The organism is Pseudomonas phoenicis, assembly GCF_047302395.1.
Lineage (GTDB): Bacteria > Pseudomonadota > Gammaproteobacteria > Pseudomonadales > Pseudomonadaceae > Aquipseudomonas.
Genome location: NZ_CP154852.1, coordinates 1,812,463 through 1,833,397, shown reverse-complemented (window position 1 = coordinate 1,833,397; position 20,935 = coordinate 1,812,463). Strand labels below are relative to the sequence as shown.

Annotated in this window: 14 protein-coding genes, 2 tRNA genes and 4 rRNA genes; 11 read left to right on the top strand and 9 right to left on the bottom strand. The window is 59.4% G+C overall.

The window, feature by feature from the left end; translation table 11 throughout:
* Window positions 1–6: 6 nt before the first annotated feature.
* The 9 genes from lapG to AA0Z93_RS08260 all read right to left on the bottom strand — a co-directional run bounded on the left by lapG (window position 7) and on the right by AA0Z93_RS08260 (window position 9,310).
* The gene (lapG, locus tag AA0Z93_RS08300; RefSeq protein WP_413049035.1) at window positions 7–711 is read right to left on the bottom strand and encodes a cysteine protease LapG; all 705 of its coding nucleotides are present in this window, start codon (window positions 709–711) and stop codon (window positions 7–9) included.
* Window positions 712–969: 258 nt separating this feature from the next.
* Window positions 970–1,085 (bottom strand): 5S ribosomal RNA (rrf, locus tag AA0Z93_RS08295).
* Window positions 1,086–1,194: 109 nt separating this feature from the next.
* Window positions 1,195–1,310 (bottom strand): 5S ribosomal RNA (gene rrf, locus AA0Z93_RS08290).
* A gap of 126 nt (window positions 1,311–1,436) precedes the next feature.
* A 23S ribosomal RNA gene (locus tag AA0Z93_RS08285) occupies window positions 1,437–4,328 on the bottom strand.
* Window positions 4,329–4,585: 257 nt separating this feature from the next.
* A tRNA-Ala gene (locus AA0Z93_RS08280) sits at window positions 4,586–4,661 on the bottom strand.
* 6 nt (window positions 4,662–4,667) lie between these two features.
* Window positions 4,668–4,744 (bottom strand) — tRNA-Ile (locus AA0Z93_RS08275).
* An 86-nt stretch (window positions 4,745–4,830) separates the two neighbouring features.
* Window positions 4,831–6,367: ribosomal RNA gene (locus AA0Z93_RS08270) — 16S ribosomal RNA — on the bottom strand.
* Together the 16S, 23S and 5S rRNA genes with 2 tRNA genes alongside form the textbook arrangement of a ribosomal RNA operon.
* Window positions 6,368–6,894: 527 nt before the next feature.
* Entirely contained in the window at window positions 6,895–8,115 is a 1,221-nt protein-coding gene (locus AA0Z93_RS08265) for a CaiB/BaiF CoA transferase family protein (protein ID WP_413045575.1), read from the bottom strand.
* Window positions 8,116–8,128: 13 nt separating this feature from the next.
* Window positions 8,129–9,310, bottom strand: a complete 1,182-nt coding sequence (locus AA0Z93_RS08260; RefSeq protein WP_413045576.1) for an acyl-CoA dehydrogenase — start codon at window positions 9,308–9,310, stop codon at window positions 8,129–8,131.
* 162 nt (window positions 9,311–9,472) lie between these two features.
* On the opposite strand from AA0Z93_RS08260, the gene AA0Z93_RS08255 reads away from it, so the two are divergent.
* The 11 genes from AA0Z93_RS08255 (at window position 9,473) to AA0Z93_RS08205 (ending at window position 20,885) form a co-directional block, all read left to right on the top strand.
* A complete protein-coding gene (locus AA0Z93_RS08255) occupies window positions 9,473–10,390 on the top strand; it encodes a LysR family transcriptional regulator (RefSeq protein WP_413045577.1) in 918 nt (305 codons plus the stop codon).
* Between the two features lie 417 nt (window positions 10,391–10,807).
* Complete coding sequence (locus AA0Z93_RS08250) at window positions 10,808–11,929, top strand: Re/Si-specific NAD(P)(+) transhydrogenase subunit alpha (RefSeq protein ID WP_413045578.1); 1,122 nt, start codon at window positions 10,808–10,810, stop codon at window positions 11,927–11,929.
* 11 nt (window positions 11,930–11,940) lie between these two features.
* Window positions 11,941–12,261 (top strand): NAD(P) transhydrogenase subunit alpha, encoded by a 321-nt coding sequence (locus AA0Z93_RS08245; protein WP_413045579.1) that lies wholly within the window; start codon window positions 11,941–11,943, stop codon window positions 12,259–12,261.
* Complete coding sequence (locus AA0Z93_RS08240) at window positions 12,258–13,709, top strand: NAD(P)(+) transhydrogenase (Re/Si-specific) subunit beta (protein ID WP_413045580.1); 1,452 nt, start codon at window positions 12,258–12,260, stop codon at window positions 13,707–13,709. The genes AA0Z93_RS08245 and AA0Z93_RS08240 overlap by 4 nt, the downstream gene beginning before the upstream one ends.
* 238 nt (window positions 13,710–13,947) lie before the next feature.
* Window positions 13,948–15,441 (top strand): acetyl-CoA hydrolase/transferase family protein, encoded by a 1,494-nt coding sequence (locus AA0Z93_RS08235; RefSeq protein ID WP_413045581.1) that lies wholly within the window; start codon window positions 13,948–13,950, stop codon window positions 15,439–15,441.
* Between the two features lie 348 nt (window positions 15,442–15,789).
* Complete coding sequence (locus tag AA0Z93_RS08230; RefSeq protein ID WP_296267266.1) at window positions 15,790–16,002, top strand: DUF1127 domain-containing protein; 213 nt, start codon at window positions 15,790–15,792, stop codon at window positions 16,000–16,002.
* Window positions 16,003–16,294: 292 nt separating this feature from the next.
* Window positions 16,295–16,612 (top strand): DUF2388 domain-containing protein, encoded by a 318-nt coding sequence (locus AA0Z93_RS08225; protein WP_413045582.1) that lies wholly within the window; start codon window positions 16,295–16,297, stop codon window positions 16,610–16,612.
* Between the two features lie 78 nt (window positions 16,613–16,690).
* Window positions 16,691–17,035 carry a DUF2388 domain-containing protein gene (locus AA0Z93_RS08220; protein ID WP_413045583.1) on the top strand — a complete coding sequence of 115 codons (345 nt, stop codon included), beginning with the start codon at window positions 16,691–16,693 and terminating at the stop codon, window positions 17,033–17,035.
* Window positions 17,020–17,340, top strand: a complete 321-nt coding sequence (locus AA0Z93_RS08215; RefSeq protein ID WP_413045584.1) for a DUF2388 domain-containing protein — start codon at window positions 17,020–17,022, stop codon at window positions 17,338–17,340. The genes AA0Z93_RS08220 and AA0Z93_RS08215 overlap by 16 nt, the downstream gene beginning before the upstream one ends.
* Entirely contained in the window at window positions 17,337–19,295 is a 1,959-nt protein-coding gene (locus AA0Z93_RS08210; protein ID WP_413045585.1) for a DUF4105 domain-containing protein, read from the top strand. Before AA0Z93_RS08215 ends, AA0Z93_RS08210 begins: the two co-directional genes overlap by 4 nt.
* Window positions 19,296–19,577: 282 nt before the next feature.
* Window positions 19,578–20,885, top strand: coding sequence for a CitMHS family transporter (locus AA0Z93_RS08205; RefSeq protein WP_413045586.1), 1,308 nt, complete (start codon window positions 19,578–19,580; stop codon window positions 20,883–20,885).
* The last annotated feature ends 50 nt before the right edge of the window (window positions 20,886–20,935 follow it).

Sequence of the window (20,935 nt, the reverse complement as noted above, 5' to 3'; positions counted from 1 at the left end):
GCTCCTTCAATCGATCGAGTCGGCCGCAAATCCTTCGGCCTGCATTTTCTTCAAGACGTCCTGCCAGCGCGACAAGCGTTTGGTATCTCCGACCTTGCGGTTGCCTCCCGCACCCGGTAGCCAAAGGCCTTGGGCATTGAATGCATACACGGGAAGCAGATCGGGCCGCTGGCTGGCGGGTTTGATGGCATCCATCAGACTGTCCAATACCAGAGGTTGTGCCTGGGGCGTCGAGTAGTAGGTGAGTACCATGTGCGCACGGTTTTGCCGCAGCGCTTTAACGTAGGTGATACGCAACTTTTCGCTAGGTATACCCATATGCCGTAGGCTGAAGTATTTGGCGATCGCATAGTCTTCACAATCTCCAGCACCCTTCATCAGCGATTGCACAGGAGTGGCCCAGTAATCGGTTTCATGCCACAGGTCGATGTCTTCGACATAACGCAACTGCCGGTTGAAGAAGCTGTTGACCTGCTCAAGACGCGCCTGCTCGCTGCCTGAGCGAGGGTCATCCAACATGGCTTGCCAAGCATCGATCCGACCCTGCCCTGTGCCTAATGGCCCGTACAGGGCTTCGGCGCGGCGGCTGATCAGCGAGAAGTCCCATTCCGCATGCAGCCCGCTCAGCAGCAGACAGCCTAGCAGTACGGCAAGGCCGCAACGCCGCGCGGCAGCTGTGAGCATCCTGGTGATCGCCACTGAGGAATCCATTCAAAACATCGAGTGCAGCGATGGTGCGACCGGCTTCGCTAGAACGCAATCGCACTTAGCCATCATCTTGGGGTGTTTCGACTAACGGTGTGGCCTGGGGCGGTCCTGGCTCAGTCCATTCCCCTGAGCCTCTAGATTCGCTAGCCCTATGATAGGTTCGTTTTCGGTTTTATTTTCGGAGCTGCTTCTAGGATTTTCAAAGCCGTGAAAAGACAAAACCCCTACCTGCTCACGCAGATAGGGGTTTCGCGAAATGAATCTTGACGATGACCTACTCTCACATGGGGAAACCCCACACTACCATCGGCGATGCATCGTTTCACTGCTGAGTTCGGGATGGGATCAGGTGGTTCCAATGCTCTATGGTCGTCAAGAAATTCTGTGTGCGGGCCCGTCCGAGGGACGTACCTGCGAATCTCTGTAGTCTCTACTTAAAGACAAAACCCCTACCTGCTCACGCAGATAGGGGTTTTGCGAAATGAATCTTGACGATGACCTACTCTCACATGGGGAAACCCCACACTACCATCGGCGATGCATCGTTTCACTGCTGAGTTCGGGATGGGATCAGGTGGTTCCAATGCTCTATGGTCGTCAAGAAATTCGGTTGCCGGTACGTCGTTGCCGACGGGCCAGCCAATTCGGATATGTGATGATCTGTGTGCGAATCTTCGGCGATGCGTCTTGCACCCAACCTGCGTCTTGGCAGATTGCTTGGGTGTTATATGGTCAAGCCTCACGGGCAATTAGTATTGGTTAGCTCAACGCCTCACAGCGCTTACACACCCAACCTATCAACGTCGTAGTCTTCGACGGCCCTTTAGGGGATTCAAGATCCCAGTGAGATCTCATCTTGAGGCAAGTTTCCCGCTTAGATGCTTTCAGCGGTTATCTCTTCCGAACATAGCTACCCGGCAATGCCACTGGCGTGACAACCGGAACACCAGAGGTTCGTCCACTCCGGTCCTCTCGTACTAGGAGCAGCCCCTCTCAAATCTCAAACGTCCACGGCAGATAGGGACCGAACTGTCTCACGACGTTCTAAACCCAGCTCGCGTACCACTTTAAATGGCGAACAGCCATACCCTTGGGACCGGCTTCAGCCCCAGGATGTGATGAGCCGACATCGAGGTGCCAAACACCGCCGTCGATATGAACTCTTGGGCGGTATCAGCCTGTTATCCCCGGAGTACCTTTTATCCGTTGAGCGATGGCCCTTCCATACAGAACCACCGGATCACTAAGACCTACTTTCGTACCTGCTCGACGTGTGGGTCTCGCAGTCAAGCGCGCTTTTGCCTTTATACTCTACGACCGATTTCCGACCGGTCTGAGCGCACCTTCGTACTCCTCCGTTACTCTTTGGGAGGAGACCGCCCCAGTCAAACTACCCACCATACACTGTCCTCGATCCGGATGACGGACCTGAGTTAGAACCTCAAAGTTGCCAGGGTGGTATTTCAAGGATGGCTCCATGAGGACTGGCGTCCCCACTTCAAAGCCTCCCACCTATCCTACACAAGCAAATTCAAAGTCCAGTGCAAAGCTATAGTAAAGGTTCACGGGGTCTTTCCGTCTAGCCGCGGATACACTGCATCTTCACAGCGATTTCAATTTCACTGAGTCTCGGGTGGAGACAGCGCCGCCATCGTTACGCCATTCGTGCAGGTCGGAACTTACCCGACAAGGAATTTCGCTACCTTAGGACCGTTATAGTTACGGCCGCCGTTTACCGGGGCTTCGATCAAGAGCTTCGCTTGCGCTAACCCCATCAATTAACCTTCCGGCACCGGGCAGGCGTCACACCCTATACGTCCACTTTCGTGTTTGCAGAGTGCTGTGTTTTTAATAAACAGTCGCAGCGGCCTGGTATCTTCGACCGGCATGAGCTTACGGAGCAAGTCCTTCACCCTCACCGGCGCACCTTCTCCCGAAGTTACGGTGCCATTTTGCCTAGTTCCTTCACCCGAGTTCTCTCAAGCGCCTTGGTATTCTCTACCCAACCACCTGTGTCGGTTTGGGGTACGGTTCCCAGTTATCTGAAGCTTAGGAGCTTTTCTTGGAAGCATGGCATCAACCACTTCGTCGCCTAAAGGCAACTCGTCATCAGCTCTCGGCCTTGAGATCCCGGATTTGCCTAAGATCTCAGCCTACCACCTTAAACTTGGACAACCAACGCCAAGCTGGCCTAGCCTTCTCCGTCCCTCCATCGCAATAACTGCAAGTACAGGAATATTAACCTGTTTTCCATCGACTACGCTTTTCAGCCTCGCCTTAGGGACCGACTAACCCTGCGTCGATTAACGTTGCGCAGGAAACCTTGGTCTTTCGGCGTGCGAGTTTTTCACTCGCATTGTCGTTACTCATGTCAGCATTCGCACTTCTGATACCTCCAGCAAGCTTCTCAACTCACCTTCACAGGCTTACAGAACGCTCCTCTACCGCATCACCAGAGGTGATACCCGTAGCTTCGGTACCTGGTTTGAGCCCCGTTACATCTTCCGCGCAGGCCGACTCGACTAGTGAGCTATTACGCTTTCTTTAAAGGGTGGCTGCTTCTAAGCCAACCTCCTAGCTGTCTAAGCCTTCCCACATCGTTTCCCACTTAACCAGGATTTTGGGACCTTAGCTGACGGTCTGGGTTGTTTCCCTTTTCACGACGGACGTTAGCACCCGCCGTGTGTCTCCCATGCTCGGCACTTGTAGGTATTCGGAGTTTGCATCGGTTTGGTAAGTCGGGATGACCCCCTAGCCGAAACAGTGCTCTACCCCCTACAGTGATACATGAGGCGCTACCTAAATAGCTTTCGAGGAGAACCAGCTATCTCCGAGCTTGATTAGCCTTTCACTCCGATCCACAGGTCATCCGCTAACTTTTCAACGGTAGTCGGTTCGGTCCTCCAGTCAGTGTTACCTAACCTTCAACCTGCCCATGGATAGATCGCCCGGTTTCGGGTCTATACCCAGCGACTAAACGCCCTATTAAGACTCGCTTTCGCTACGCCTCCCCTATTCGGTTAAGCTCGCCACTGAATATAAGTCGCTGACCCATTATACAAAAGGTACGCAGTCACCTAACAAAGTAGGCTCCCACTGCTTGTACGCATACGGTTTCAGGATCTATTTCACTCCCCTCTCCGGGGTTCTTTTCGCCTTTCCCTCACGGTACTGGTTCACTATCGGTCAGTCAGTAGTATTTAGCCTTGGAGGATGGTCCCCCCATATTCAGACAAAGTTTCTCGTGCTCCGTCCTACTCGATTTCATTGATAAGAGCGTTTCGTGTACGGGGCTATCACCCACTATGGCCGCACTTTCCAGAGCGTTCCACTACTCTCAAACCAACTTAAGGGCTGGTCCCCGTTCGCTCGCCACTACTAAGGGAATCTCGGTTGATTTCTTTTCCTCAGGGTACTTAGATGTTTCAGTTCCCCTGGTTCGCCTCTTGCACCTATGTATTCAGTACAAGATAACCAGCTTGTGCTGGTTGGGTTCCCCCATTCAGAGATCTCTGGATCACAGTCTGTTTGCCGACTCCCCAAAGCTTATCGCAGGCTACCACGTCTTTCATCGCCTCTGACTGCCAAGGCATCCACCGTATGCGCTTCTTCACTTGACCATATAACCCCAAGCAATCTGGTTATACTGTGAAGACGACATTCGCCGAAAATTCGCATGTTGCGCTCTCGCGCAGAACTCACAAATTTTACCTTAGCCTGATCACCACCAGTGAAAGTGGCCATCAGTCTATTTCTATCACATATCCGAATTTTTAAAGAACGATCTGACAAAAGTCAGAAATCAACATTCAGCGCACCCGATGACCTGGGTGGAATGTTCATTTCTAAGTTCTGAACAGCAAACGATGCTAAAAGGTGGTGGAGCCAAGCGGGATCGAACCGCTGACCTCCTGCGTGCAAGGCAGGCGCTCTCCCAGCTGAGCTATGGCCCCAGAAGCTGGTAGGTCTGGGCAGATTTGAACTGCCGACCTCACCCTTATCAGGGGTGCGCTCTAACCAACTGAGCTACAGACCTATAACAGGGTCGCGTTACAGCATCGTCTTCGTACAATGAATCAAGCAATTCGTGTGGGAGCTCATCAGCAGGCTGATGTCGTCGATTAAGGAGGTGATCCAGCCGCAGGTTCCCCTACGGCTACCTTGTTACGACTTCACCCCAGTCATGAATCACACCGTGGTAACCGTCCCCCCGAAGGTTAGACTAGCTACTTCTGGTGCAACCCACTCCCATGGTGTGACGGGCGGTGTGTACAAGGCCCGGGAACGTATTCACCGTGACATTCTGATTCACGATTACTAGCGATTCCGACTTCACGCAGTCGAGTTGCAGACTGCGATCCGGACTACGATCGGTTTTGTGAGATTAGCTCCACCTCGCGGCTTGGCAACCCTCTGTACCGACCATTGTAGCACGTGTGTAGCCCAGGCCGTAAGGGCCATGATGACTTGACGTCATCCCCACCTTCCTCCGGTTTGTCACCGGCAGTCTCCTTAGAGTGCCCACCATAACGTGCTGGTAACTAAGGACAAGGGTTGCGCTCGTTACGGGACTTAACCCAACATCTCACGACACGAGCTGACGACAGCCATGCAGCACCTGTGTCAGAGTTCCCGAAGGCACCGATCCATCTCTGGAACGTTCTCTGCATGTCAAGGCCTGGTAAGGTTCTTCGCGTTGCTTCGAATTAAACCACATGCTCCACCGCTTGTGCGGGCCCCCGTCAATTCATTTGAGTTTTAACCTTGCGGCCGTACTCCCCAGGCGGTCAACTTAATGCGTTAGCTGCGCCACTAAAATCTCAAGGATTCCAACGGCTAGTTGACATCGTTTACGGCGTGGACTACCAGGGTATCTAATCCTGTTTGCTCCCCACGCTTTCGCACCTCAGTGTCAGTATCAGTCCAGGTGGTCGCCTTCGCCACTGGTGTTCCTTCCTATATCTACGCATTTCACCGCTACACAGGAAATTCCACCACCCTCTACCATACTCTAGCTTGCCAGTTTTGGATGCAGTTCCCAGGTTGAGCCCGGGGCTTTCACATCCAACTTAACAAACCACCTACGCGCGCTTTACGCCCAGTAATTCCGATTAACGCTTGCACCCTCTGTATTACCGCGGCTGCTGGCACAGAGTTAGCCGGTGCTTATTCTGTCGGTAACGTCAAAACAACCAGGTATTCGCTAGCTGCCCTTCCTCCCAACTTAAAGTGCTTTACAATCCGAAGACCTTCTTCACACACGCGGCATGGCTGGATCAGGCTTTCGCCCATTGTCCAATATTCCCCACTGCTGCCTCCCGTAGGAGTCTGGACCGTGTCTCAGTTCCAGTGTGACTGATCATCCTCTCAGACCAGTTACGGATCGTCGCCTTGGTGAGCCATTACCTCACCAACAAGCTAATCCGACCTAGGCTCATCTGATAGCGCAAGGCCCGAAGGTCCCCTGCTTTCTCCCGTAGGACGTATGCGGTATTAGCGTTCCTTTCGAAACGTTGTCCCCCACTACCAGGCAGATTCCTAGGCATTACTCACCCGTCCGCCGCTGAATCGAAGAGCAAGCTCTTCTCATCCGCTCGACTTGCATGTGTTAGGCCTGCCGCCAGCGTTCAATCTGAGCCATGATCAAACTCTTCAGTTCAATACTGCTTGGGTTTTTAAGAAACCCTAAACTTGGCTCAGCAATCTCAAATGACTATGTGATTTCTCGCATGGCCACTTGTGATGCTGATAATCTTGGTGACTATCAGTCCGTACTCACAAGCACCCACACGAATTGCTTGATTCAAATTGTTAAAGAGCGGTTGGTTGAGCCTTTTGTCTCAACCGAGGCGCGCATTCTACGCTGTCCTCAGTGTCTGTCAAGTGTTTATTTTGAAGTGTTTTGCGAGAATCTCGTTCAACTTCAACCACTTGGCTCGCTGCGATCTCTCGTAGCGGGAGGCGAATCATACAGCGTTACAACCTGCTGTCAACTGCCTTTTTTCACCGCTGCCGATCAGTAGATCGAAACGCTTCCAGCTTTCAGAAAACGTTCAACTCATTGAATCTCAAGGAGTTTTCCGTTCCGTTTGCCCCGGAAGTGGTGCGCAGTATAAAGAGATCTGAGGAGGCGTCAAGCGCTTATTTGAAATAAATGTCTTTTACCTTCAACGCCTTAAATCCCTCCTATATAACAGCCGCCGCCCTGAGCTCGACCAGTTCGCCCTCGTGTAATCCAAGCACGTCCTTCAACACCGACTCGGTGTGCTCACCCAGCAAAGGGGGTGCACGGCGATATTCCACCGGCGTCTCGGACAAGCGAATCGGGCTGGCCACCTGCGGCACCACTCCACCCAGCGCATGGGGCAGACTCATGGCCAGCCCACGCGCAATCACCTGCGGATCTTTGAATACCCCGTCCAGGTCATTGATCGGCCCACAGGGCACCCCCGCACGCTCCAACTGCTCTACCCACTGCGCCGTGGTCTTGAACACCGTCACCTGCCGAATCAGCGGGATCAGCTCAGCGCGATGAGCAACGCGCAAGGCATTGCTGTGGAACCGTGGGTCATCGGCCCACTGCGGCTGCCCTGCCACCTCGGCGAACTTGCGGAACTGCCCGTCGTTGCCCACCGTCAGGATGAAATCACCATCGGCCGTAGGAAAGTCCTGATAAGGAACGATGTTCGGGTGGGCATTACCCAAGCGTTGTGGCGCATTGCCCGTGGTCAGGTAGTTCATGGCCTGGTTGGCCAGGCACGCGACCTGTACGTCGAGCAGCGCCATGTCGATGCACTGACCGGCTCCGGTCCGTTCACGGTGGGCCAGGGCGGCCAGGATCGCAGACGTCGAGTAGAGTCCCGTAAGAATATCGGTCAATGCCACCCCCACCTTCACCGGCCCCGCACCGGCTTCACTCTGCGGCCGTCCGGTCAGGCTCATCAACCCACCCAAGCCCTGGATCATGAAGTCGTATCCCGCGCGCTTGGCATAGGGCCCGGTCTGGCCGAACCCAGTAATGGAGCAATAGATGAGCTTGGGATTGATCGCTTTGAGGCTTTCGTAGTCCAGTCCATAGGCTGCCAGCCCGCCGACCTTGAAGTTTTCGATGACGATATCCGACTCGGCCGCCAAGGCCCGCACCAGCGCCTGACCTTTCGCCTGGGTGAAGTCGATGGTCACCGAACGCTTGTTGCGGTTGGCCGCAAGGTAATAGGACGCCTCGCCCGTGCTGCGTCCGTTGGCGCTCTGTAGGAAGGGCGGCCCCCAGGCACGGGTGTCGTCACCCTTGCCTGGCCGCTCCACCTTGATGACGTCTGCGCCAAGGTCGGCGAGGATCTGCCCAGCCCACGGCCCGGCCAATACCCGCGACAGGTCCAGCACCCGTACATGCGATAGCGCGCCCATATCCGCTCCTCTATCAATAGAACGCCTGAATACCGGTCTGCGCCCTTCCCAAGATCAGCGCATGGATGTCATGGGTGCCTTCATAGGTGTTGACCACCTCCAGATTGACCAGATGACGGGCCACGCCGAACTCGTCCGAAATGCCATTGCCGCCGAGCATGTCGCGCGCCAGCCGTGCGATGTCCAGCGCCTTGCCGCAGGAGTTGCGCTTCATAATCGAGGTGATCTCCGCCGCCGCCGTACCCTCATCCTTCATTCGCCCCAAACGAAGACAACCCTGCAACCCCAGGGTGATCTCGGTCTGCATATCGGCCAGCTTCTTCTGGATCAGCTGGTTGGCCGCCAAGGGCCGGCCGAACTGCTGACGGTCGAGGGTGTATTGGCGAGCGGTGTGCCAGCACGCCTCCGCCGCCCCCAGTGCACCCCAGGAAATGCCATAGCGCGCGGAATTGAGACAGGTGAACGGACCTTTGAGGCCGCGCACTTCGGGAAAACGGTTCTCTTCGGGCACGAAGACGTTGTCCATGACGATCTCACCGGTGATGGACGCGCGCAGCCCGACCTTGCCGTGAATCGCTGGAGCGCTTAGCCCCTCCCAGCCCTTTTCCAGAACGAAACCGCGGATATCGCCCTCATCGTCCTTGGCCCAGACCACGAACACGTCGGCGATGGGGCTATTGGTGATCCACATCTTCGCGCCGCTCAAGCGATAGCCGCCGTCGACCTTGCGCGCCCGAGTGATCATGGCGCCTGGGTCGGACCCATGGTTGGGCTCGGTCAGGCCGAAGCAGCCGATCCACTCCCCGCTCGCCAGCTTGGGCAGGTATTTCTGCTTCTGCGCTTCGCTGCCGAATTCGTTGATCGGCACCATCACCAGGGATGACTGCACGCTCATCATCGAGCGATAGCCCGAGTCGATGCGCTCCACCTCCCGGGCGATCAGGCCATAGCACACGTAGTTGAGGCCGCTGCCGCCGTAGGCTTGCGGAATCATCGCGCCGAGCAGGCCGATTTCGCCCATCTCCCGGAAGATCGCAACATCGGTCCGTTCGTGGCGGAAGGCTTCGATCACGCGTGGCGCCAGCTTGTCCTGGGCGAACTGGAAGGCGCTGTCACGCACCATGCGCTCTTCTTCGGTGAGCTGCTGGTCGAGCAGCAACGGATCGATCCAGTTGAAATGCGCCTTGTCGGCCATGGGCGAAATCCTCAGGTGTGAGAAAAGTGTTGAAGTGGATGGATGCTAGGCCCGATCGGCCCATCCGACAAACCACGAATACACACCCATCAGTGCTAATTTCTCACTTCGGAAATCGAAATTTTCATCCATAAGCGCTTCTAGAGAGTGAGCCCAACGTACATGCGACGTACCATCCCCAGTACCACCGCACTGATCTGCTTCGAAGCCGCTGCGCGCCACGAGAGCTTTACCAAGGCGGCTCAGGAGCTGTCCCTGACCCAAGGCGCCGTCTGCCGACAGATCGCCGGGCTGGAGGCGCTCTTGAACGTCGAACTGTTCCGACGCTCGCAGCGCGGCGTGAAGCTCAGCGAGGCCGGCCTGTCGTACAGTCGCCAAGTCGCGACGCAGCTGGATGCGGTCGAGCGCGACACGTTGTCGGTCATGCGTCAGCAGGGCGCGAGCGTGATCGAGCTGGCCGTGGTGCCGACCTTCGGTACGCAATGGCTACTGCCGCGGCTGAAGGATTTCCAGTCCGAGCACCCGCAGATCACCGTCAACCTCACAAACCGCACCCGCCCCTTCCTGTTCGCCGACACCACGTTCGACGCCGCCATTTATTTTGGCGACGCCGACTGGCCAGGTACCCAGGCACACCGGTTGATGAGCGAAAACCCGCTGCCGGTATGCAGCCCCGATCTGCTCGGCTGCCAGGACACGCTGTCAGCCGAGCAGATCGCCGCCCTGCCCCTGCTGCAACAGACCACCCGCCCCTACGCCTGGCGGCAGTGGTTCGGCTCGCTGGGCTTGAGCATCGCCCAGGATCTGGCCGGCCCGCGTTACGAATTGTTTTCCATGCTGGCCCAGGCGGCCATGCACCAGATGGGCATTGCGCTGATTCCGCCTTTTCTCATCCAGCGAGAGTTGTTGGAGGGTAGGTTGGTGGTCGCTCACAGGCATGTTCTGACCAGCGACAAGGCCTACTATCTAATGATTCCCGAGCGCAAGGTGGCCTCCGAATCGCTCGGCGCGTTTCGTCGGTGGCTGGTCGACAACGCCAAGCAATACGTGGCTTGCGGTAACACTCGAGAAGAAAGCTAACCTCGTAGTCAAAATATATTTAAACCTACATATGTACGCTTATGTCGCCTCTAAGAAATTATTTATGCAGAGCCCGATCGGTCAAAAACTGACAGGCCGATAGCGTTAGCTGATAATTTTTTTTGAAATCTTTGACTGAAAGCAGATTTTTTCTCGGTTATGCCCTGTTTTACGACGTATTCTCTGAAACGCCTGCCGCTACTGGTACGCGTGCTACAAGATGCGACATACGGTCACAGCCTGACTTGTAGTTTTGATATGGTCTCACTCCAAAACCGGTTGAAGGCCTGCCGCGACCTCTGCAAAATGCTTCGCCCGCCCCGGATTCGGCGGTGTAACGGCCAATGGACACCCCAGCCACACCAATCGCAGTGGGCTGGCTTCGAACAAGATCAAGGTCACTGCAGGAGACATGCCTTGCATATTGGTATCCCTCTCGAGACGCATTCGGGCGAGACGCGCGTCGCCGCCATCCCGGAAACCCTCAAAAAACTGATCGCCCAAGGCCATCGGGTCACCGTCCAGCGTGGTGCCGGTCTCAAGGCCAGTATCCAGGACAGTGCCTATGAGGCCATAGGCGCGTCCCTGGGCACTGCCGGCGATGCGTTCGGCGCGCAACTGGTGCTCAAGGTGGTCGCCCCGAGCGATCAGGAACTGGCACAGATCGGCAGCGGTACGCTGCTGGTCGGCATGCTCGACCCGTTCAATGACGAGCTGATCGCCAAGATGGCCGCGCAAGGCATCACCGCTTTCGCCCTGGAGGCCGCGCCGCGCACCTCGCGGGCGCAGAGCCTGGATGTGTTGTCTTCGCAAGCCAACATTGCCGGCTACAAGTCAGTCATGCTCGCCGCTCACCACTATCCGCGCTTCATGCCCATGCTCATGACAGCCGCTGGCACGGTGAAAGCTGCGCGTGTGCTGATCCTCGGCGCCGGTGTCGCCGGCTTGCAGGCGATCGCCACGGCCAAGCGGCTGGGTGCGGTGATCGAAGCGTCCGACGTACGCCCTGCGGTCAAGGAACAGATCGAATCCCTGGGCGCGAAGTTTCTCGACGTGCCGTTCGAGACCGATGAGGAGCGCGATTGCGCCCAAGGCGTGGGTGGCTATGCCCGCCCCATGCCCGCCAGTTGGATGCAGCGCCAGGCCCAGGCCGTGCACGAGCGCGCCAAACAGGCCGATATCGTCATCACCACCGCTCTGATCCCCGGACGCAAGGCACCGACCTTGCTCGGCGCCGACACAGTGGCACAGATGAAGCCGGGCTCTGTGGTCATCGACCTGGCGGCCGCACAGGGCGGCAACTGTCCCCTGACCGTGGCCGATCAAGTGATCGACGCCAACGGCGTGACCATCGTCGGGCCGACCAACCTGCCCGCCCAGGTAGCGGCCGACGCCTCGGCGCTGTACGCCCGCAACCTGCTGGATTTCATGAAGCTGCTGTTCGACAAGGACGGTGCCCTGGTGATCAACCTCGAAGACGACATCGTCGCCGCATGCCTGATGTGCCGCGACGGCCAGGTCGTGCGCAAGAACGGCTAAGGAGCAAGGCAATGGAACACATGCTGATTTCCGATGGTATCTACAACCTGATCATCTTCGTGCTGGCCATCTACGTGGGCTACCACGTGGTGTGGAACGTCACTCCGGCGCTGCACACCCCCTTGATGGCCGTGACCAACGCCATTTCCGCCATCGTCATCGTCGGCGCCATGCTGGCCGCGGCACTGACCGTGACTCCGGCCGGCAAAGTGATGGGCACCCTGGCCGTGGCCTTGGCGGCCGTCAATGTGTTCGGTGGTTTTCTGGTCACCCGGCGCATGCTGGAAATGTTCAAGAAGAAAGTCAAAACCGAGGGGCGCACGCAACCATGAGCATGAACCTGGTCACCGTTCTCTATCTGCTCGCCTCGATCTGCTTCATTCAAGCGCTCAAGGGGCTGTCGCACCCGACCACCTCACGCCGGGGCAATTTCTTCGGCATGCTCGGCATGGGCATCGCGATCCTGACCACCGTCGGCCTGATCTACAAGCTGGGCGCACTTTCTCTGGGCAACAGCGGGGTCACCGCAGGCATCGGTCATGTGCTCGTCGGCTTGTTGCTCGGCGGTACGGCGGGCTCGGTCATGGCCAAGCGCGTGGAAATGACCAAGATGCCCGAGCTGGTCGCCTTCATGCACAGCATGATCGGCCTGGCTGCGGTGTTCATCGCCATCGCGGCGGTGCTCGAGCCGCAGTCGATGGGCATCGTCGCGTCGATCAGCGACCCGATTCCCACCGGCAACCGCCTGGAGCTGTTCCTTGGCGCAGCCATCGGGGCCGTGACATTCTCCGGTTCGGTGATCGCCTTCGGGAAATTGTCAGGTAAGTACAAGTTTCGCTTGTTCCAAGGTGCGCCGGTACAGTTCGTCGGCCAGCATAAGCTGAACCTGATTCTGGGCCTGACCACACTGGCGCTGGGCCTGGTATTCACCTTCACCGGCCATTACAGCGCCTTCACCCTGATGCTGGCGCTGGCCTTCGTCATGGGCGTGTTGATCATCATCCCCATCGGCGGTGCCGATATGCCGGTAGTGGTATCGATGCTCAACAGCTACTCGGGATGGGCGGCAGCCGGAATCGGTTTCTCCCTGAACAATTCGATGCTGATCATTGCCGGCTCCCTGGTAGGCTCGTCCGGGGCGATCCTGTCGTACATCATGTGTAAGGCGATGAACCGTTCGTTCTTCAACGTGATTCTCGGCGGTTTCGGCGGCGATACCGGTACCACGGCTGCAGCGGGCTCCAGCGAGCAACGCCCGGTCAAATCGGGTTCGGCCGACGACGCTACCTTCCTGCTCAGCAACGCCGACAGCGTGATCATCGTACCGGGCTACGGCCTGGCCGTGGCCCGTGCCCAACATGCGCTCAAGGAATTGACCGAAAAGCTGGTGCACAACGGCGTGACGGTGAAATACGCCATCCACCCGGTGGCCGGTCGCATGCCAGGGCACATGAACGTGCTGCTGGCCGAGGCCGAAGTGCCGTACGACCAGGTGTTCGAAATGGAGGACATCAACGCCGAGTTCGGCCAGGCCGACGTGGTTTTGGTGCTGGGCGCCAATGACGTGGTCAACCCTTCGGCCAAGACCGATCCGAAGTCGCCGATCGCCGGCATGCCGATCCTGGAGGCCTACAAGGCCAAGACCATCATCGTCAACAAGCGCTCGATGGCCAGCGGTTATGCGGGCCTGGACAACGAGCTGTTCTACCTGGACAAGACCATGATGGTGTTCGGCGATGCCAAGAAGGTCATCGAGGACATGGTCAAGGCGGTGGAGTGAGCCCAGGCTGCTTCTCTTCTATATATAGAAGAGAAGCAGCGCCGGGTCGCGGTCGGTCGTATCGCAGCCTGCGGCGTTTCCACCGGCATATCCGCCCTTTTGCGCAAAGCGGTGGGACGGAGGCTTCATCTGACGAACAGCTCCCAAAACCCCACCTTTCATAGACCTTGGTCGTGGGACGGCACTCGGCGAACGCACTAGACTGCGCATCTTGCTTGAGTAGCCTGAGAAAAAACCCATGTACCGTGATCGTATTCGCTTGTCCTCCCTGCACGGCAAAGTAATGAGTGCAGCCGACGCCGCTGGCCTGATCGAAGACGGCATGACCGTCGGTATGAGCGGCTTCACCCGCGCCGGTGAGGCCAAGGCCGTGCCCCATGCGCTGGCCGAGCGCGCGCGCCAATCGCCGTTGCAGATCAGCCTGATGACCGGCGCCAGCCTGGGCAACGACCTCGACAAGCAACTCACCGAGGCCGGCGTGCTGGCCCGGCGCATGCCCTTCCAGGTCGACAGCACGCTGCGCCGCGCGATCAACGACGGCAAAGTCATGTTCATCGACCAGCACCTGTCGGAAACCGTGGAGCAACTGCGCAACCAGCAACTCAAGCTGCCGGACATCGCCGTCATCGAGGCGGTGGCGATCACCGAGCAGGGGCATATCGTGCCGACCACCTCAGTGGGCAACTCGGCCAGCTTCGCCATTTTCGCCAAGCGTGTGATCGTCGAGATCAATCTGTCGCACAATCCAAACCTGGAAGGCCTGCACGACATCTATATCCCGACCTATCGGCCCACCCGTACGCCGATTCCGCTGGTCAAGGTCGACGACCGCATCGGCAGCCGCGCCATCCCCATCGACCCCGCGAAGATCGTCGGCATCGTCATCAGCGACCAGCCCGACTCGCCGTCCACCGTGCTGCCGCCGGACCACGAAACCCAGGGCATCGCCGATCACCTGATCGCCTTCCTCAAACAGGAAGTGGACGCCGGGCGTATGAGCAACCGTCTTGGCCCGTTGCAGGCCGGCATCGGCAGCATCGCCAACGCCGTGATGTGCGGCCTGATCGACTCGCCCTTCGAAGACTTGACCATGTATTCCGAAGTACTGCAGGACTCTACCTTCGACCTTATCGATGCCGGCAAGCTGAGCTTCGCCTCCGGCAGTTCCATCACCCTGTCCGAACGACGCAACGCGGATGTGTTCGGCAACCTGGAGCGCTACAAGGACAAGCTGGTGCTGCGCCCGCAGGAGATCTCCAACCATCCGGAAGTGGTGCGGCGCCTGGGCATCATCGGAATCAACACGGCGCTGGAGTTCGACATCTATGGCAACGTCAACTCCACCCACGTGTGCGGCACGCGAATGATGAACGGCATCGGCGGCTCGGGCGACTTCGCCCGCAATGCGCACCTGGCCATTTTCGTCACCAAGTCGATCGCCAAAGGCGGCGCCATTTCCAGCGTGGTGCCGATGGTCAGCCATGTCGACCACACCGAGCACGACGTCGACATTCTGGTCACCGAACAAGGCCTGGCCGACCTTCGCGGCCTGGCGCCGCGCGAGCGGGCACGGGTCATCATCGACAACTGCGTGCACCCGGACTACCGCGCTGCCCTCGACGACTACTTCACCCGTGCCTGCGAGCGCGGTGGGCACACGCCGCACATTCTGCGCGAGGCGTTGAGCTGGCATGAAAACCTCGAGGAGGGGGGGCGCATGCTGGCGGTGTAGGCACCCTCGAGAAAGCGGACCCGCCTGACATGCCGGATCCTGAAACGGCGTGTTTGGCGGGTTTTATTTTTGTGCGTGTACTGTACGCTGCAAACTCCATGAAACTGTTCTACTGTACTTATCAATCCAGTGATTAGCGCCATCAACAACGAACGGTGAAGATGATTTTGCACTTAATTAGTGCAGACCAGTACAGTTTTGCCGTTTTCAGGTGCAACAGCCGCATTTCACAGTTAACTGAACGTACGCAATACCCATGAACTGTACCTACTGTTCTGGACACGGGAGGAGGATGATTGGCACCAGTTAATCACTATCTAATCCCGCCATAAGCGGAAGGACGACATCATGGAACGTACACTCAGTTCCGATCTGGCTTTCGAACAATCCTCCAACGCCCAGGCCTCGCTGCCGCTGCGTGCTTTTTCTACCCTGATGTTGTGGCAGCGCCGTCTGTCCAGCCGTCGCCAACTGGCCCGTCTCGACGCGCGCCTGCTGGCCGATGCTGGTATTAGCGAGTCGCAACGTTATGAAGAGCTGGGCAAGCCGTTCTGGCGTTGAGCCCCGGCTGGCCGGCTTGCCGGCAGCGCTTCTGAAAACCCGTCGCAGGGAACTGCGACGGGTTTTTTCATTCCAAGAGCCGAACTGGGAAGATCAGAGCCAAGACAAGTACAGTTTCCTGAAACCAATTTTATGCAGGTACAGTTCTAGATAACTTACATCTGGAAATAACTCCACGTGCTATGTTGCCGTTGCGCCTCTGCCAGAAAGCCTTGTGGCAGACGTACCCTAACGGCCACTGCGAGCGTCCGATACGCAGATCGATCTTCGACTTAGTCAGGAGTCTCTTCCCATGTCCCGTAAAACGCTGCTCGGCGCTGCGCTGTTGCTCACCCTGGCCGGCACTGCCCATGCCTCCAGCTTCATCGTCACTACCGACGCCGTGGTCGACGGCATCGCCGCCTCCACCCATGCCACGTCCGACGCCTCTTCTTCGCTGCGCGACAACAAGATCGTTCGAGCCGCCCGTGACGATGCCGCCAGTTTCGTCGGCAGCCAAGGCGAGATCCGCGGAGCGAAACTGGAAAGCGCGTTCAGCTTCATCCGTCAGCAGGCGCCCAGCCTGCAGGCCAGCGACGCGCAATTGGCCCAGGCCATCCTCGCGCTGTAACGCCGCCATCGCCGCGCTGGCTAAAACCAGTGCGGCGGACCGGCCGCGCCCGCTCAACCGCCGCCACCCAGAGCGCCCATGCGTTATCCGTTTGCCTTGACCTGTCTACTGGCCCTGCCCCAGGCCTTCGCCTTCGATACCACTACCCAAGGGCTGGTGATCGGCAGCTACGGCACGAGCCAACTGACCACCGCACCCTTCGACCGCAAGCTGCTGTCCGAAGCCCGTGACGATGCTGCGGCGTTCGTCGCCAGTGCCGGACGGATACGCGGCGCGCGCCTCGAAGCAGCACTGCTGGCGTTGCGCCAGGCCCGGCCCGCACAATCTGCCGACGACCTTGAACTGGCGCGCGCAATCCTCGTCCAATGCCCCATCCTCGATGCCACCGTATTTTCTGGAGATGCTCCATGCGTAAACCGCTGATCGCCGCCACCCTGGGGCTGTTCCTGCTGGCCGACCTGGCCCAGGCCCAAACGCTGGTGGCCACCAGCAACATCATCGTCCGCGCCTTCGGCCGTTCGATCGACTTCACCTCCGACACCACCACCTCGATCCGCGACTCCAAAATCGTACGCGAGGCCCATGACGACGCTGCCAGCTTCGTCGCCACCAATGGCGACATCCGCGGCGCCCAGCTCGAAGCCGCCTTCGGCACCTTGCGCGAACGCCTGCCCGAGGCACGCGGAGCCAGCGACCAGGCGCTCGCAGAAGCCATCCTGGCACTGTGAAGGGCGTGCGTGCCTGGCTTCTCGGTTGCGCACTGACGTTACTGGGCACGCCCGTACTGGCCGATCTACGTCTGGAGTTGCAAGACACCGGCCTCGATGCCGCGCAGCGCCAGGCCACCCAGACCCTGCTCGACGAAGCCATGAGCAAGCTGCCGCCGCGCTTCAAGGAGCAACTCGACCGCCGTGTGCGCGTCAGCTGGAGCGTGAGCATGCCGGCCGATGCCTATGGTCAGGCCTCGTTGGTCGACACCCTCGATCTGAACCAGCGCCTGTTGCCCGGCCTGGTCGACGGCAGCGCCGCCACGCAGAAGACCCAGCGCCCGCACGGTACGGTGCGCGAGGAGCTGCTGGCCACCGTGCTGCACGAACTCACCCATATCTACGACCGCGCACGCTTGTGGTCGGCCGCCGAACGCCCGCTGCTCAACCGCTGCCAACGCCAGCTCGGCAGCCTGGGCAAGATCGGCCTGCCCGAGCAATGCCGCGGCCAGACCGAGCGCCGCTTCACCTTGAGCGACGACCCGCGCCTGCTCGACCTTGCCGGCTGGCAGCAGTACGTCGGCCGCCGCGGCGAGCGCGAGCACAGGAACGGCCAGAACGTGCGCAGCCCGGATGCCTACGAACTGAGCAGCCCGAAGGAGTTCGTGGCGGTGAACATGGAGTACTTCCTCCTCGACCCTAGCTACGGCTGCCGCCGCCCGGCCCTGAACCAGTACCTGCGCGAGCACTTCGGCTGGGCGCCTGAGCAGGACACCTGCGCCAAGAGCCTGCCCTTCATCAACGCCGGCAACGACTTCGCCCGCCAGCCTCTGGGCGAGATCGACCCCGAGCGCGTCTACGAAGTCGACTACCTGCTGGCCGAGGCCAACCAGAACTGGGTCAGCCGCTGGGGCCACAGCATGCTGCGCCTGGTCATCTGCGCCCCGGGCCGGCCACGCGGTCCGGATTGCCGGCTGGACCTCGACCAACACTTGGTGCTGTCGTACCGCGCCTTCGTCAACGACGTGCAGCTGTCGAGCTGGGACGGCCTGGTCGGCAACTACCCGTCGCGGCTGTTCGTGCTGCCGCTGGGCCAGGTGATCGACGAATACACTAAGACCGAACTGCGCAGCCTGGCCTCCGTGCCCTTGAAGCTGAGCCGCACAGAGGTGGAAAACGTGGTACGTCAGGCCGCCGAGATGCACTGGAGCTACGACGGCAACTATTACTTCCTGTCCAACAACTGCGCTGTGGAGTCGCTCAAGCTGCTACGTAGCGGCACTGGCAATCCACGTTTCAACGACTTGGACAGCATCATGCCCAACGGCTTGCTGGAAGTGCTCAAGGGCCGTGGCCTGGCCGATACCAGCGTGCTCGACGATCCGCGCCGCGCCCTGCGTCTGGGCTATCGCTTCGACTCCTACCGCGACCGTTTCCAAGCCATGTTCGAAGTGCTGCGCAAACAGCTGCCGGTGCCGCAGAAGAACGTCGAGGACTGGCTGGCCCAGGATGCCGAAAAACGCCGTGCCTGGTTCCCCAAGGCCGACCTGCGTACCAGCGCGGCCCTGTTGCTGCTCGAGCAGGCCAGCCTGCGCCGCCAGCTGCTGCTGGCCCAGGACGAGGTCAAGCAGCGCTACCTCAACGCCAGCACGTCGAAGGACGGCTCGGTCGACAACGCCAACGACGTGCTGCAACAGATGCTGGCCAACAGCGGCTTCCTCAGCCGCCCCGCAGAACTGCTCGGCACCCAGGGTTACGGCCTGCCGCAGCCGGCCGAACGCGCCTACCTGGAGAAGACCGCCGGCGAGCGCCAGGCCCAGTTGCTGCGCTTGAGCACCAACCTGGACAAGGAAGTACGCGCCCTGCTCTCGCCGGACCGGGCCAAGGAAATCTCGGCGGTCGAAGCCAATACCCGCCTGATCGGCGATCATTTGCGTTCGCTGCACAAGGCCGCAGGCGGTCTGCAACTGCCCTGAGCATCCACCTTGAGCGCCGCACAAGCGGCGCCGACCTTCCGTCGCAGCGTTCGGCGCGAAAGCTGGTTGAAAGCTTCGCCCACTAGGATGTCGCCATGACCGGCAATAGACCGGTCCGCCAAGGCCTCGCGCCTGGCCACTCCAACAACAATAAAATGGTGATTTCGATGTCCTTCCGTGCCCACGCGCCCGCATTTCCCCTTCCGCTACTCCCGGCCCCGCCCGTCCCGCGCTGACCCGACGCGTCTTGCCCGTTCGCATCCCTACGCCTGGAGTACCGCCATGCTGACCTTCCTCGGCTTCGCCATGGTAATCACCTTCATGTACCTGATCATGACCAAGCGCCTGTCGGCCTTGATCGCCCTGATCCTGGTGCCGATTCTGTTCGCCCTGTTCGGCGGTTTCGCCGGCGATATCGGGCCGATGATGCTGCAGGGCATCAGCAAGCTCGCGCCCACCGGCGTGATGCTGATGTTCGCCATCCTCTATTTCGCGCTGATGATCGACTCGGGCCTGTTCGACCCGGCAGTGCGCAAGATCCTCGCGCTGGTCAAGGGCGACCCGCTGAAGGTGTCGGTCGGCACCGCCGTGCTGGCGCTGGTGGTCTCGCTCGACGGCGACGGCGCCACCACCTACATGATCTGCTGCGCGGCCATGCTGCCGCTGTACAGCCGCCTGGGCATGAGCCCGCGGATCATGGCCGGGCTGATCATCCTCGCCGGTGGCGTGATGAACATGACCCCGTGGGGCGGCCCCACCGCCCGTGCGGCCAGTGCCTTGCAGGTCGATCCGTCGGACATCTTCGTGCCGATGATCCCGGCCATGGTCGCCGGTGTGCTGGCGATCCTCGCCATCGCCTACGCCTACGGCAAGCGCGAACGTGCCCGGCTCGGCGAGCTGCGCCTGCCGACCGACGACATCGACCACGGCGACATCAGCGTCTCGCAGTTTCCCGAAGCGCGGCGGCCGAAACTGTTGTGGTTCAACGGTGCGCTGACCGCCGCCTTGATGGTGGCGCTGATCGCCGGGCTCCTGCCGCTGCCGGTGCTGTTCATGGTGGCCTTCAGCATCGCCATGATCGTCAACTATCCGTGCCTGCAACAGCAGAAGGACCGCATCGCCGCCCATGCCGGCAGCGTGCTGGCGGTCACCGGGCTGATCTTCGCAGCGGGTATCTTCACCGGCATCCTGTCCGGGACCGGCATGGTCGAGGCCATGTCCAAGAGCTTGCTGGCGGTCATTCCCGAGGCGCTCGGGCCGTACCTGGCGGTGATCACCGCCATCGTGAGCATGCCGTTCACCTTCTTCATGTCCAACGACGCCTTCTACTACGGCGTGCTGCCGGTACTGACCGAAGCGGCCAGCCACTACGGCATCAGCCCGGTGGAAATGGCCCGTGCGTCGATCGTCGGCCAGCCGGTGCATCTGCTCAGCCCATTGGTGCCTTCCACCTACCTGCTGGTGGCCCTGGCGGGCATCGAGTTCGGCGACCACCAGCGCTTCACCCTGAAATGGGCCGTTCTGGTGTGCCTGTGCATTCTGCTGGCTGCGCTGCTGATGGGTATCTTCCCGCTGTTTGGGAGCCTCTGAGACGCCCTCCCCGCACCGGCGCGCCTGGGCTGAAGGCGTGCCGGCCGCTT